The sequence below is a fragment of the Ruegeria spongiae genome (genome assembly GCF_023502395.1).
In the GTDB taxonomy this organism is placed as follows: domain Bacteria; phylum Pseudomonadota; class Alphaproteobacteria; order Rhodobacterales; family Rhodobacteraceae; genus Ruegeria_C; species Ruegeria_C spongiae.
Genome location: NZ_JAMFMB010000021.1, coordinates 1 through 14367 on the forward strand (window position 1 = coordinate 1; position 14367 = coordinate 14367).

At 61.9% G+C, this 14367-nt stretch carries 14 protein-coding genes; 9 read left to right on the plus strand and 5 right to left on the minus strand.

From position 1 onward, the window contains the following. Window positions 1-62: 62 nt before the first annotated feature. Window positions 63-671 (minus strand): TetR family transcriptional regulator C-terminal domain-containing protein, encoded by a 609-nt coding sequence (locus M3P21_RS15765; protein ID WP_249711352.1) that lies wholly within the window; start codon window positions 669-671, stop codon window positions 63-65. Between the two features lie 164 nt (window positions 672-835). On the opposite strand from M3P21_RS15765, the gene M3P21_RS15770 reads away from it, so the two are divergent. The 9 genes from M3P21_RS15770 (at window position 836) to apbC (ending at window position 9514) form a co-directional block, all read left to right on the plus strand. Continuing rightward, entirely contained in the window at window positions 836-2086 is a 1251-nt protein-coding gene (locus M3P21_RS15770; RefSeq protein ID WP_249711353.1) for a Zn-dependent hydrolase, read from the plus strand. Between the two features lie 93 nt (window positions 2087-2179). Then, complete coding sequence (hydA, locus tag M3P21_RS15775; RefSeq protein WP_249711355.1) at window positions 2180-3634, plus strand: dihydropyrimidinase; 1455 nt, start codon at window positions 2180-2182, stop codon at window positions 3632-3634. A gap of 14 nt (window positions 3635-3648) precedes the next feature. Further along, window positions 3649-4440, plus strand: a complete 792-nt coding sequence (locus M3P21_RS15780; RefSeq protein ID WP_249711357.1) for an ABC transporter ATP-binding protein — start codon at window positions 3649-3651, stop codon at window positions 4438-4440. Next, entirely contained in the window at window positions 4437-5351 is a 915-nt protein-coding gene (locus M3P21_RS15785; protein ID WP_249711359.1) for an ABC transporter permease, read from the plus strand. Before M3P21_RS15780 ends, M3P21_RS15785 begins: the two co-directional genes overlap by 4 nt. Next, window positions 5348-6193, plus strand: a complete 846-nt coding sequence (locus M3P21_RS15790) for an ABC transporter permease (RefSeq protein ID WP_249711361.1) — start codon at window positions 5348-5350, stop codon at window positions 6191-6193. Before M3P21_RS15785 ends, M3P21_RS15790 begins: the two co-directional genes overlap by 4 nt. Before the next feature lie 61 nt (window positions 6194-6254). Continuing rightward, window positions 6255-7241 (plus strand): ABC transporter substrate-binding protein, encoded by a 987-nt coding sequence (locus M3P21_RS15795; RefSeq protein WP_249711362.1) that lies wholly within the window; start codon window positions 6255-6257, stop codon window positions 7239-7241. 108 nt (window positions 7242-7349) lie between these two features. After that, window positions 7350-8117: an inositol monophosphatase family protein gene (locus M3P21_RS15800; protein ID WP_249711363.1), complete on the plus strand. Its 768-nt coding sequence runs from the start codon at window positions 7350-7352 to the stop codon at window positions 8115-8117. A 141-nt stretch (window positions 8118-8258) separates the two neighbouring features. Continuing rightward, complete coding sequence (locus M3P21_RS15805; RefSeq protein ID WP_249711365.1) at window positions 8259-8456, plus strand: DUF6494 family protein; 198 nt, start codon at window positions 8259-8261, stop codon at window positions 8454-8456. Continuing rightward, window positions 8453-9514: an iron-sulfur cluster carrier protein ApbC gene (gene apbC / locus M3P21_RS15810; RefSeq protein ID WP_249711367.1), complete on the plus strand. Its 1062-nt coding sequence runs from the start codon at window positions 8453-8455 to the stop codon at window positions 9512-9514. Before M3P21_RS15805 ends, apbC begins: the two co-directional genes overlap by 4 nt. A 64-nt stretch (window positions 9515-9578) precedes the next feature. Here the strand turns inward: apbC and M3P21_RS15815 are convergent, their stop codons facing one another. From M3P21_RS15815 to M3P21_RS15830, 4 genes are all read right to left on the minus strand, one after another. After that, on the minus strand, window positions 9579-10421 hold the full coding sequence (locus M3P21_RS15815; protein WP_249711369.1) for an alpha/beta fold hydrolase: 843 nt from the start codon (window positions 10419-10421) through the stop codon (window positions 9579-9581). Window positions 10422-10500: 79 nt separating this feature from the next. Then, window positions 10501-11913 carry a 3'-5' exonuclease gene (locus M3P21_RS15820; protein WP_249711371.1) on the minus strand — a complete coding sequence of 471 codons (1413 nt, stop codon included), beginning with the start codon at window positions 11911-11913 and terminating at the stop codon, window positions 10501-10503. Continuing rightward, window positions 11913-12434: a hypothetical protein gene (locus M3P21_RS15825; protein ID WP_249711373.1), complete on the minus strand. Its 522-nt coding sequence runs from the start codon at window positions 12432-12434 to the stop codon at window positions 11913-11915. The genes M3P21_RS15820 and M3P21_RS15825 overlap by 1 nt, the downstream gene beginning before the upstream one ends. Before the next feature lie 33 nt (window positions 12435-12467). Continuing rightward, complete coding sequence (locus tag M3P21_RS15830) at window positions 12468-14291, minus strand: DUF294 nucleotidyltransferase-like domain-containing protein (RefSeq protein ID WP_249711374.1); 1824 nt, start codon at window positions 14289-14291, stop codon at window positions 12468-12470. Window positions 14292-14367: the final 76 nt, after the last annotated feature.

Genomic DNA, 14367 nt, shown 5'->3' on the forward strand with positions numbered 1-14367 from the left:
ATAGCGACTTTGCGTGTAGGGGTCTTGGTGTAAGATTTTTTGCGCTCCCAAGAGCGACCTTGTCAAGGTGTCAGCAGGCGGCGGTAGAGTGTTTCCATGAAATCCGGAGCGGTGGCGAATGGGTCTTCGTCGCCCAGCACCGCCCGGACCTGAACGTCGAAATCGGCGTAGTGCTGGGTCAGCGACCAGATCGAGAAGATCAGGTGATAGGGGTGGACCGGGGCGATGCGGCCTTGATCCATCCAGTCTTGCAGAACCGACACCTTTTCATCGACAAGTGATTTCAGTTCTTGCGTCAGCGCGGCATGGATACGGGGCGCGCCTTGCACGATCTCATTGGCAAACAACCGACTTTCTCGGGGATAGTCGCGGCTCATCTGCAATTTGCGCTGCACATAGCCCATCAGTTCCTGCAGCGGGTCGCCCTCGGCCTGCAACTCGCGCAGCGGATCGAGCCATGTGTCGAGCAACTGTTCGAGCAGGGCGTTGTGCATCGCTTCCTTGGAGGGAAAGTAATAGAGCAGGTTTGGCTTGCTCAGCCCGGCCTCACTGGCGATCTGATCGACGGTCGCACCGCGAAACCCATGTGCCGAAAACACATCCAGCGCCGCTTCGAGAATGGCGGCGCGGTTTTTCTTCTGAATGCGAGTGGGAGAGCGATCCGCAGGCATGGGCGTGTCTGTTTTTTCCTCAATACTTCCGGATTTTCATATGGACCGGGATGAAGGTGATGCAATTTCTTGACTGATGCTGTCCCCGTGATAGCGTGACTTTGACCAGTTGGTCAAATCAGGAAAAGACCAGCGAGCCAAATCGCGAGCAACAGGGGAAAGACATGGCAGCTCCGGCGCAGAATCTCAGGATCAATGGGGACCGGCTGTGGGACAGCCTGATGGAGATGGCCAGGATCGGGCCCGGCGTGGCCGGTGGCAACAACCGCCAGACCCTCACCGACGAGGATGGCGAGGGCCGCGCCCTGTTTCAGGACTGGTGCGTGGCGGCGGGCTGTTCGATGGGGCTCGATCAGATGGGCAACATGTTCGCCCGGCGCGAGGGCACCGATCCCGACGCGCTGCCGGTCTATGTGGGCTCGCATCTGGATACCCAGCCTACGGGTGGGAAATATGATGGGGTGCTGGGCGTTCTGGGCGGGCTGGAGATCATCCGCACGCTCAACGATCTGGGCATCAAGACCAGACATCCCATTGTGGCGACAAACTGGACCAACGAAGAGGGCACGCGCTTTGCGCCCGCGATGCTGTCCTCGGGCGTATTCGCCGGAATGCACACGCAGGGCTGGGCCTATGCGCGCGAAGATGCCGAGGGGAAGACCTTCGGCGACGAGTTGCAGCGCATCGGCTGGCGCGGCGAGGAAGAGGTCGGCGCCCGCAAGATGCACGCGTTTTTCGAGCTGCATATCGAACAGGGCCCGATTTTGGAGGCCGAGGGCAAGGATATCGGTGTGGTCACCCATGGTCAGGGGCTGAGCTGGACGCAAATCACGGTGACTGGCAAGGATGCTCATACCGGATCAACCCCCATGCCCATGCGCAAGAATGCCGGGCTGGCAATGGCACGGATATTGGAGAAGGTGGATGAGATTGCGCTGAGCCATGCGCCTCACGCGGTGGGCGCGGCGGGGCATATCGACGTCTATCCCAACTCGCGCAACGTGATCCCGGGCAAGGTGGTGTTCACGGTCGATCTGCGATCGCCCGATCTGGCGGTGATCACGGACATGGAGAACCGGTTGCGCGTCGCCGCCGAGGATATCGTGAACGAAATGGGCCTGAGCGTGGAGTTCGAAAAGGTTGGCGGGTTTGATCCGGTGAGTTTCGACGTGGAATGTGTTGCAGCGGTACGCGATGCGGCCGAGCGGTTGGGCTATTCGCATACCGACATCATCTCGGGCGCGGGGCATGATGCTTGCTGGATCAACCGGGTGGCGCCCACGGCGATGGTGATGTGCCCTTGCGTGGACGGGCTTTCGCATAATGAAGCTGAGGAGATTTCCAGGGACTGGGCGGCGGCTGGCACGGATGTGCTGTTCCATGCGGTCGTTGAGACGGCGGAGATCGTGGAATAGGGGGCGCTGCCCCCGTCGCCCCAGGGGCGACTCCCCCGAGGTATTTTTGAACAGAAGAAGACAGAGGCGCGTGCTGCCCACAGGGAGAAGAAAATGTCGACTGTGATCAAGAACGGAACCATCGTGACCGCAGATCTGACCTATAAGGCGGATGTGAAGGTTGAAGGTGGGGTGATTGCCGAGATCGGGCCGGATCTGCGCGGGGATCAGGAGTTGGACGCCACGGGCTGTTATGTGATGCCGGGCGGGATCGATCCGCATACTCATCTGGAGATGCCCTTCATGGGCACCTATTCCAGCGATGATTTCGAAAGCGGTACCCGGGCGGCTCTGGCTGGGGGCACCACGATGGTGGTGGATTTTGCACTGCCCAATCCGGGCGAGAGTCTGCTGGATGCGCTCAAACGCTGGGACAACAAATCGACACGGGCAAATTGCGACTATTCGTTCCACATGGCGGTGACCTGGTGGGGCGAGCAGGTCTTTGAAGACATCAAGACGGTGATTGAAACCCGCGGCATCAACACCTTCAAGCACTTCATGGCCTATAAAGGCGCGCTGATGGTCAATGATGACGAGCTGTATTCCAGCTTCCAGCGGCTGGCGGAACTGGGTGGCATCGCCATGGTGCATGCCGAGAACGGCGATGTGGTGGCAGAGCTTTCCGCCAAGCTGCTGGCCGAGGGCAATACCGGACCCGAGGCGCATGCCTATTCCCGCCCGCCGCAGGTCGAGGGCGAGGCCACCAATCGCGCCATCATGATCGCCGATATGGCCGGTGTGCCGCTTTATGTGGTGCATACCTCCTGCGAAGATAGCCACGAAGCGATCCGGCGGGCACGGATGCAGGGCAAGCGGGTCTGGGGCGAGCCTCTGATCCAGCATCTGACACTGGATGAGAGCGAGTATTTCCACCACGACTGGGACCATGCGGCACGCCGGGTGATGAGCCCGCCGTTCCGCAACAAGCAGCATCAGGACAGCCTGTGGAACGGGCTGCATTCCGGCTCGCTCAGCGTGGTGGCCACGGATCACTGCGCCTTCACCACCGAGCAGAAACGCTTTGGCGTGGGTGATTTCACCAAGATTCCAAATGGCACCGGGGGCCTTGAGGACCGGATGCCGATGCTCTGGACCCACGGGGTCAATACCGGGCGGTTGACGATGAACGAGTTTGTGGCTGTCACCTCAACAAACATCGCCAAGATATTGAATTGTTATCCGAAAAAGGGGTCGGTTCTGGTGGGTGGAGACGCCGATCTGGTGGTCTGGGACCCCGAAAAAGCCAAGGTGATCACGGCCGATACGCAGCAATCCTCGATCGATTACAACGTATTCGAGGGCAAAGAGGTGCGTGGCCTGCCGCGCTTTACCCTGACGCGCGGGCAAGTTGCGGTGCATGACGGCGAGATCCGCACGCAGGAAGGGCATGGAGACTTCGTGGCCCGTGAGGCCAACACCCATGTGAACCGGGCGCTCTCTACCTGGAAAGAGCTGACCGCACCACGTCCGGTGGAGCGGACAGGGATACCGGCAACCGGCGTATGAGCAAGGCAGATTGAATGACTGAACACCCCGGCGCCGATGTCGTTATCGAAGCGCAAAACCTCGATCTGACCTTTGAAACCAATGATGGACCGGTGCACGCGCTCAAGGATGTGAGCCTGACCATCGACAAAGGCGAGTTTGTCAGTTTCATCGGGCCTTCGGGCTGCGGTAAGACCACCTTTCTGCGCTGTATCGCGGCGCTGGAGCAGCCCACGGGCGGCAGCCTGAGTGTCAATGGCATGACCCCGGATGAGGCACGGCGCAACCGGGCCTATGGTTACGTATTTCAGGCGGCGGGGCTTTATCCTTGGCGCACGATAGCGCGCAACATAAAACTGCCGCTTGAGATCATGGGCTATTCCAGATCCGAGCAGGAAGAGCGCGTCAACAATGTCTTGCAACTGGTTGATCTTGAAGGTTTTGGCGGCAAATATCCCTGGCAGCTTTCAGGCGGGATGCAGCAGCGCGCCAGCATTGCGCGGGCGCTGGCCTTTGATGCCGATATCCTGCTGATGGACGAACCCTTCGGCGCGCTGGACGAGATTGTGCGCGACCATTTGAACGAGCAGCTTCTGGCGCTCTGGGCGCGGACCGAGAAAACCATCGGCTTTGTGACCCACTCGATCCCCGAGGCGGTGTATCTGTCGACCAAGATCGTGGTGATGAGTCCGCGTCCGGGCCGGATCACCGATGTGATCGACAGCCCGCTACCGAAAGAACGCCCGCTGGATATCCGCGATACGCCGGAGTTCATCGAAGTGGCGCATCGGGTGCGTGAGGGGTTGCGAGCGGGGCATTCCGAATGAAGCAGGTGCTGGCCGTCCTCACCGTTGTCGCCGTGATCATTGCCTTCTGGTACGCCGCCAGCGTGCCGATGAATATCCGGGGCGTGCTGGTCGAAGCCGAACGGGCCGGTGAGGTCGTTGACCCGCCGAAAGCGGCGGATCGGCGTCAGATTGATGAGTTTGAACTGATCCTCGACAACCCCTTTGCCATTGACGACACATGGGAACAGGAGCGGCCGCGTCTGCCTGCCCCGCATCAGGTGGCAGAAGAACTGTGGGACACCACGGTCGAGAAAAAGATCACCTCGAAACGTTCGCTGGTCTATCACGCTTGGGTGACGTTGAGTGCGACCTTGCTGGGGTTTGCCTTCGGCACCGGTCTGGGCATTCTGCTGGCCGTGGGCATCGTGCATTCCAAGGTGATGGATATGTCGGTGATGCCCTGGGCGATTGTCAGCCAGACCATCCCGATCATCGCATTGGCGCCGATGATCATCGTGGTGCTCTATTCGGTGGGCGTGCAGGGGATCATTCCCAAGGCGGTGATCTCGGCTTATTTGAGCTTCTTTCCGGTGGTTGTCGGCATGGTCAAAGGGTTGCGCAGCCCCGATATGATGCAGCTTGATTTGCTCAGGACCTATGGGGCCAGCAAGGCGCAGGGGTTCTGGAAGCTGCGGCTGCCGGCCTCGATGCCGTATCTTTTTGCTTCGCTCAAGATCGGGATTGCCGCCTCGCTGGTGGGTGCCATCGTGGGCGAGTTGCCGACCGGCGCGGTGGCCGGTCTGGGCGCTCGGTTGCTGGCTGGCAGTTACTATGGGCAGACGGTGCAGATCTGGTCGGCGCTGTTTGGGGCGGCGATCCTGGCGGCCTGTCTGGTCGGGCTGCTTGGGTTGATTGAGCGGGCGGTTCTGAAACGGATGGGGATGGCATGATGTTGATCCTCGCCGCGATGCTGCTCTGGGCGTTTGGCTGGTGGCTGAACCTGCGGCTGGCCGAGGGGTCGTATGCGCATACCCGGGCCATTCAGGTGACAGTGCCGCTGATCTTCGGGCTGACCATTCTGGTGGTCTGGGAATTGCTGGTGCGCGGGTTGCAGGTGCCGCTGGTCATCCTGCCGCCGCCGACGATGATTGCAGGGCGGTTTGCGAGCAGTACCAGCATCCTCTGGGCGGATTTCGTACAGACTTTCGTCAAGGGCGCGCTCAGCGGCTACGTGATGGGCTGCTGCGCCGCTTTTGTGATGGCGATTGCGGTGGATCGGTCAACCTTCCTGCGGATGGGGTTGCTGCCGGTGGGCAATTTCGTGGCGGCGCTTCCCATCGTTGGAACCGCGCCCATTCTGGTGATGTGGTTCGGATTCGACTGGCAGTCGAAGGCGGCGGTTGTGGTGGTCATGGTGTTCTTTCCCATGCTGGTCAACACGGTGGCCGGGTTGCGAGAGACCACCGCCATGCAGCGCGATCTGATGGAGACATATGCGGCAAGTTACTGGCAGAGCTTCTTCAAGCTGCGCCTGCCTGCCGCCATGCCGTTCATCTTCAACGGGCTCAAGATCTCGACCACGCTGGCGTTGATCGGGGCGATCGTGGCAGAGTTCTTTGGCTCGCCGACCGTGGGCATGGGGTTCCGTATCTCGACCAGCGTAGGGCAATTGGCGCTGGATATGGTCTGGGCCGAAATTGTGGTGGCCGCATTGGCCGGGACGTTGTTTTATGGGGCAGTGGCGATGATCGAGAAGGTGGTGACCTTCTGGCATCCGTCGCAGCGTGGGTAGTCGGGGAAATGAATACGACCTCGGAAATGGGGCGAAAGAGTTCAACAAGGAGAAGAAGAGAATGAAAAAGCTACTGAGTGGGGCCGCGCTGGCATTGTCACTGGCCGCCAGCCCGCTGCTGGCAGCCGATGAGGTGAAGCTGCAACTGCAATGGGTGACCCAAGCACAATTCGCTGGCTATTACGTGGCGCTTGACAAGGGGTTCTACGAGGAAGAGGGGCTGGATGTGACGATCCTGCCCGGTGGCCCCGATATTGCCCCGCCGCAGGTCCTGGCTGGTGGCGGCGCAGATGCGATGCTGAACTGGATGCCGTCGGCGCTGGCCGCACGGGAAAAGGGCCTGCCGGTGGTCAATATCGCGCAGCCTTTCAAGACCTCTGGCCTGATGCTGACCTGCTGGAAGGATACCGGCATCACCGGTCCGCAGGATTTCAAGGGCAAGACCATCGGCGTCTGGTTCTTCGGCAATGAATACCCGTTCCTGAGCTGGATGAGCCAGGAAGGCATCCCCACCGATGGCGGCGACGATGGTGTCACCGTTCTCAAACAGGGCTTCAACGTGGACCCGCTGTTGCAGCGGCAGGCCGATTGCATCTCGACCATGACCTATAACGAATACGGTCAGGTGCTGGATGCGGGCGTCGCCGAGGATGAGCTGGTGACCTTCAAATACGAAGACATGGGCGTCGCCACGCTGGAGGACGGCATCTATGTGCTGGAAGAAAACCTCGCTGATCCGGCATTTGCCGACAAAATGGCGCGGTTTGTAAAGGCGTCGATGAAGGGCTGGAAATATGCCGAAGAGCATCCCGAGGAAGCCGCAGGCATCGTGCTGGACAATGACGCTACCGGTGCCCAGACCGAGGCGCATCAGGTGCGCATGATGGGCGAGATCGCCAAGCTGACTGCGGGCAGCAATGGTGCGCTGGATCCGGCGGATTTCGACCGCACGGTGAACACGCTTCTGGCCGGTGGCTCTGACCCGGTGATTACCAAGGCGCCGGAAGGGGCCTGGACCCATGACATCACCGACAAGGCGCTGAACTGACGCGATCCTGAAAGAGATGAAGCGGGGCCGTTTCGGCCCCGTTTTTTGTTTTTGTCCGGCAAGGGCTTTGCTACATGTCGCGTGGAACGCGTTTCAGAAAAGGGTCCCATGTCCGCCTCCCGACTTGAGTTTGCAGAAACCATCGCGCGGAAGGCGGGGCAACTTGCTGTGGACCTGCGCCAGCATCCCGATGGGCTGGTCATCGACACCAAAGGCCCGCAGGATTTTGTCACCGCCGCCGATCTTGCTGTCGAAACGCTGATCCGTGCGGCAATTGCCGCCAAATATCCCGATGACGCGGTGCTGGGCGAAGAGGGCGGTCTGACCGGAGACGCCGCCGCCTGCTGGATCATCGACCCGATTGACGGCACGGCGAACTACATGCGGGGACTGCCGGACTGGGCGATCTCGGTGGGGTATTTTGACGGGTCGGAGCTGACCCACGGGGTGATATTCGCCCCGGATCTTGGGGCATTGGCCAGCGCGCGCAACGGTCAGCCCGCGCTACTGAACGGCGCGCAGATCAGCGTCTCGGACCGCTTTGATCTTGATCAGAGCATGGTTGTTCTGGGCTATTCCCGGCGGGTTGGTCTGAACGATCATCTGGACCGGATTGGCCGTCTGCTTGAATCGGGATGCGAATATCGCAGGCAAGGGGCGGCGACCATCGGGTTGATGTCCGTGGCCACCGGGCGGGTCGAGGCCTATTACGAACCCTCTCTGAACGTCTGGGACGCCGCCGCCGGGCTTATGATTGTTCGCGCGGCAGGCGGAAAATTTGCCGCCCCGGCCTTTCCCGATTTCCTGAATGCCCCCGGCGAGGTGATGGCGGCCAATCGCAACATGGACAGTCTTGCCGCCCTCTGCCGGAATTGAGACCTCTACCTGCCCATTCTGCCCTTTGGCGCAGAGAAGGGGTGGCGAACCGCGTAAGGCTCAGGCACATATGGGCGCGACCAATGCCTCGGCCCGGCGGGCAGGGGTATTGTTTCGCACACGATCAAGGAGAGCACAGCCATGAGCGGCGATTACAACATGTCGATGCGCAAATTCCTCAAGCAGGTCGGCGTGACCAGCCAGCAGGCCATCGAAGACGGGCTGCGCAAGGCGGGCACGCCCGCGGGCGGCGCGTTCGAGGTCAAGATGGTGCTGACCGTTGACGGGCTCGAGGTGGAACATGTCGTCACCGGCACCATCAAGGATGGCGACGCATGAGCATTCGCGACGCGGTACTGGCGAACCTCAAGCAGATCACCGACCCGGTCTCGGGCCAGGACATCGTCAGTGCGGGCATCGTGCGGGCGTTGAATGTCGAGGGCGACACCGTGCGCTTTGTGATGGAGATCGACCCGAAGCTGGCCGAACAGATGGAGGCGGTGCGCACCGTGGCCGAACGTGCGGCGCGGGCGGTGGACGGGGTGGAAAATGTCTCGGCCATGCTGACGGCGCATGCCGAAAAAGCACCGCCAGAGTTGAAGCCGAAACCCAAGCCCTCACAGACCGGCCCGCAGCCGGTGGCGGGTGTGGACCGGATTATCGCCATTGCCAGCGGCAAGGGCGGGGTCGGCAAATCCACCGTCTCGGCCAACCTGGCCTGTGCTCTGGCCGCTGAGGGGCGGCGTGTGGGTCTGCTGGATGCCGATGTCTATGGCCCGTCGCAGCCGCGCATGCTGGGGGTGTCGGGCCGTCCGGCCAGCCCCGATGGCAAGACCATCCTGCCGCTGCGCAATCACGGCGTGACCATGATGTCGATGGGGCTGATGACCAATGAGGATCAGGCGGTGGTCTGGCGCGGCCCGATGCTGATGGGGGCCTTGCAGCAGATGATGGGGCAGGTGCAGTGGGGCGCGCTTGACGTGCTGATCGTCGATTTGCCGCCAGGCACCGGCGACGTGCAACTGACGCTCAGCCAGAAATTCGCGGTGGACGGGGCCATTGTGGTCTCTACCCCGCAGGACGTGGCGCTGATCGATGCCCGCAAGGGGATCGACATGTTCCGCCAGCTCAAGACGCCGATCCTCGGCATGATCGAGAACATGTCCACTCATATCTGCTCCAATTGCGGTCATGAGGAGCATGTGTTCGGCCATGGTGGTGTCGTGGCAGAGGCGGAGGCGCTGAATGTGCCGCTGTTGGGAGAGATTCCGCTGCATCTCGATATCCGGGTCGCCGCCGACGATGGTGCGCCGATCGTGGTCAGCAAGCCCGACAGCCCGCAGGCCGAAGCGTTTCGCAAGATTGCCCGTGACCTGATCGCCAAGGGACAGGCTTGAGCGATCACAACAGGGCCGCGCAGGACACGCGGCCTGGTTGCACAGGCTCTGAGAGGGCTGCTGCTTACTGGCTCAGAAAATCTCGTATAGCGGAAGAATACGCCTCCGGGTCCTGCAGGTTCGCGAAATGGCTCACGTCTTGCAGGGTCAGCAACGTGGCCCCCGGGATGGTGTCTGCTATCTTTTGGGCGTGATCCGACAAGATGGCCTCGTCATGCGCGCTTTGAACCACAAGCGTGGGCACGCTCACATCCGCCAGTGCCTCGAACCCGCCCGGCTTCTCGGTCCCCCACATCTCCACGACATCCGCGAGAAACGCATCGAACCCATCCGGAGTGGGTGACATGGCGGCATAATCTGCCGCCATCATGCCGACATAAGCGCCAAAAAGCTCATTGGATTCGACCGTTGGGTCGATCCCGTCCAGTGTCACATTTCCCGCATGGGCAAAATGGCTGGCCAGACGGTCCGGCGCTGAGGTCGAGATTGCATATCCGATATTGGCACCATCGGACCAGCCCACCAGATGCACCTTGTCGACGCCTAACGTGTCGAGCAAAGCAAGATAGTCCTGTGCCAGAAGATCATAGGAATAGGCGCTGCCGTCATTCGAGGACCGTCCGTGACCGCGCGTATCGGCGACGATAACGCGGTGATCCGTGGCCAGATCCGCGACCTGATCCGCCCAGATGTCACCATGCGCCAGCCCGCCATGGATCATCAGCACTGGTGTTCCCTCTGCTGCGCCATAAAGCGCGTAATACATATCGATCCCGTTCACCTGTGCCGTGCCGGACTTGACGGCTTCGGGCATCGACGGCGCGGGCGGAAGGGTCAGCCATTTGTCGTCTGCGCAGGCCGCACCTGCTGACAACACGAAGCTCATGAGGGTCAGTATCTTGAACATCCCGGACCTGTCCTTTCCAACATGGTTGGATGCAAGTTTAGATGATCTGACTGGAAATCGCTCGGAAAATGCCAAGACGTTAGTTGAGGTCTTCAATCAAGCGGCCGTATTTGCGGGTCTGGGCGATGACGTCGCCGAAGGTTTTGAACCCGCGCGCCGTCAGCATCGGCAGCATCGCCACCAGAACTTCTGCCGTGGCCTGCGCATCGCCCAAGGCGGTGTGCCGAAGGTTCTCGGGGATGGTCACGCCGAGACGGTCACATAGAGCGTCCAGAGTATGGGTTTCGCTGGCCCCGAACAGCACCGCCGACAGCAGCACGGTATCCAGAATGGGATGATCCCATGTCACCCCCATCGTCTGGGCATCGCGGCGCAGAAACGCCATGTCGAAGGGCGCGTTATGGGCCACGATCACCGCATCGCGGGTGAAATGGTGAAACTGCCGCCCGGCCTTGGCGATATCCGGCGCGCCGTAGACCATCGCATCCGTCACCCGGTGCACACGGGTCGAGGCGGGTGGAATGGGCCTGCCGGGATCGACCAATGTGTCAAAGACCTCGCCTCTGACGAGCCGTCCGCGCAAGACACGCACCGCCCCGATCTGCACCACCGCGTCCTTGTGCGGCAGCAGGCCGGTGGTCTCGGTGTCGAAGACGACAAAACAAAGCTCCTCCAGACTGCGCGCCTCGATGGCCTGGTCGCCAGGCATCTCAAGCAATTCGAAATCGTAAACCAGCGGACGGGCCTCGTCCGGGGCGATCTGGGCCACGCTGTCGTCGAAGATCAGCAGGTACCCGGCTGTCGCGCCCAGCGGCCGCAGGCGCGTGGCATAGCTTTGCCTGCCATCCACGCTGGTGATCTGGGCGCTGACATCCTGCCCGGTCGTGTTCAGACGGGTATGGGCGGCCTCGACCTCGTCGCGGTTGAGATAGTCAAAGAGCAAGGCGTTCAGGCGCGGTGGCGCGGTCTGTGCCAGCACCTCTGCGGCCTGTCCGTCATAGAGCACAATCTGATGGGCAGGGCTGACCAGAACCATCGCGACCGGGATGTCTGTCAGCAGTGCGGTCAGGCGGTCTTTTTCGGCCGTCAGCCGCGCCGTTTCAGACGCGACGGCCTGGGCGGTCGCCAGGGTCTGTTCGGACACCCGCCCCGCAAGCCCGGCAGCGGCGGGCGCCAGATCGCCCAGATAGCGCGCGGCGTCGGTGTCGATCTCCAGATCAAGCGCCGCCGCCTCGCGGGCACGCAGAGACGCGGCGAGCCGTTCGATCGGCTTGGCGACGTTTTCGTCAAACAGCAGCCAGACACCGGCGATCAGCGCCATCAGGCCGAACCCGATGATCAGCCCCGAAAAGACGAAAGCCTGCGGCACACCCGAGGCAGGTGCCCGCGCCGACCCCAGATAAAGCGCCACGCCGGTCAGGCCCAACCCGCCCACTGCCAGCAGGCAGAAGAACAGAAAGACGCGCAAACGCAGGCTGAGACCGCGCAGCATTACGCATCCCCGCACAGCGCCCGGATTACCGCGTCGCCGTCATCGGTGGCGACCCAGTCGGCATCCAGCACCGTGCCGTCGTCTCCGAATTCTGCGCCATCCACCAGATTGGCGCGCCGAGATCCGGCGCAATCCACCAGCACCGGCAATTTCGACACCGCAGCCCAGCGGCCAAAGAAATAGAGATCGGCCAAACGTTGGTCAGGCAGGGTCGGGTTGGTCCGGACCGAGGCGCGATCCAGCGCCGCGAACCGGTCGACATATGGCGCGACATAGGTCCAGGGCCGGTAGATCGCGCGGCTGTCCACGGTCTCGATCACCTCGACATCCTCGGGCAGTGCGGCGGCGGTGCGGGTGTACCAGCTGTATTCGCTGGAAATGGTGACCGCGATCATCGCAAGACCGGCCCCGACCGGGGCCAGCCATTTGGGCAGCCGCCCGGCAAGCATTCGGTTCAGCAGCATCACCAGACCCGCCGTGGCGATCCCTGCAAACACCGTAGCGATCAGTTCCAGAAACATCTCTTTCCTCCCATGCGGGTCTGTTGCTGCGCCTTAGCCCAGCATGCCCTTACCGTGCCCGATAGCCGATTGCATTGTCTTTACCACGACAAAGGCGTCGCGCAGATGGCTCCGCTCGAAATCCGACAGGCTGCCCGGCGCCATGAAGTTATCCGGTGTGAGGCCTGCCTTGACCTGTGCGGCCTGATGTTCCAGCCGCGCATCGGCGATCAGATCATAGGCGTCGCGCAGATCGCGTGCGCCGGACGGGCTGAGCGCGCCGCTGCGTTCGGCACCGTCCAGACGGGCGAGGGTGTTCACAGGCGTCAGTTGCGCGCGCAAGGCATAAAGCCGACCCAGATCGACCACCGGCACGACGCCATTATGTTTCATGTCCACCCTATCGCGATGCTCGCCCGAGCGGATGGTGGCCAGACCGCGAAACAGGCCCAGCGGCACGCTATGCTTGAGCGCGTTGGATATCATGTGGGCCACAAAGATCGAATTGGCGCTGGCGGCTTTCAGTGTCTCGGTCTGGATATTGCGGAACAGATCGAAATCTCCGCCGATGGGGCGCAGGTCGAACATGACGCTGGCCAGCATCTGCGCCTCGGGGTTGGGTTTGGCGATCCAGCTTGCGAAATAGTCGCGCCACACCCGCACCGGCTGGCACCAGCGTGGGTTCGTTGCCATCATCTCACCGGGGCAATAGACATAGCCGCAGGTGTTGAGACCATCGCAGACGATCTTCGCCAGCGCCGCGAAATATGCCATATCCGCCTCGGTCACGCTGTCATCCAGCATCAGGCAATTGTCCTGATCGCTGACCCCGGTCTGCTCCTGCCGCCCTTGTGAGCCGCAGGCCAGCCACAGATAAGGCAGCGGCGGCGGTCCGAGTTTTGCTTCGGCCAGCGCCAGCAAACGCCGGGTTGCGGTGTCGGCAATGTCGGTGATCAGGCGGGTCACCACATCATGGCGGTTGCCACCCGCCACCAGCTGCACCAGCAGGCGGGGGATCTCGGCGGTGACCTGTGCCATGTCCTGCGCTGTTTCGGAGCGGGCCAGCGCCGCCACAAGTTCTGCCGAACTCACCGCCTGAAAACGGGTCAGGTCGGTTTGGGTGACGATGCCCTCCAGACGCCCGGCCTCGGTGATCGGGACATGGCCGATGCGATGTTCCATCATCATATGCAACACGTCCGAACCGATGGCAGAGGGCGGCAGGGTCATTGGCGCGGCGGTCATGACATCGCCCACGGGGGTGGTGCCGGGCAGGGCTTCTCCCACCACCTTGCCGGACAGGTCGCGGATCGTGACGATCCCGCGCAACAGCCCGTCCTGAACCACGCAGAGCGACGAGATGCGCCGGTCGCGCATCATCTTTGCCGCCTGCTGCACCGGCATATCGGGCGCGCAGACTGCCGGATCACGGGCCATCAGCGTTTCGACCGGGCTGGTGGCGAGGTCGTTTTGCGCCACACGAGTCTGGCGCGCGCGGTTGAAGAACCGCGCAACCCCGGCATGGTCGCGCTGCAGGGTTGCGATCAGCGTTGCGGGCAGTATCAGAAGGGTGGTCCGCCCGGTGGCCGTCGCGCTTGTCGCGGCCTTGCCGTCGCGCAGCAATCCGCGCTCGCCGAAACTGTTGCGCAGTCCCAGATGCGAGACCACTGCGCCATTCTCATCGACCACCTCGACCGATCCTTCATGGATCACGAAAAGGCCGGGCAGAGTGTCGCCGAACCGATAGATCGTCTCTTGCGCCGCACAAAGGCGCGTTTCGGCCTGCGCGGCGATGTCGCTCAGCGTCTCAGGTTGCAGCGCGTCATAGGGATGCACCGATCTGAGGAAGCGAATGATCTGATCTTGGTTAAGGGACATGAGGCAATGCCTTGGAATTCTGAAAAAAAGTCCCGCCGGGCCAAGGCCAGACGGGACCAGTCTAATGCGGGCGGGC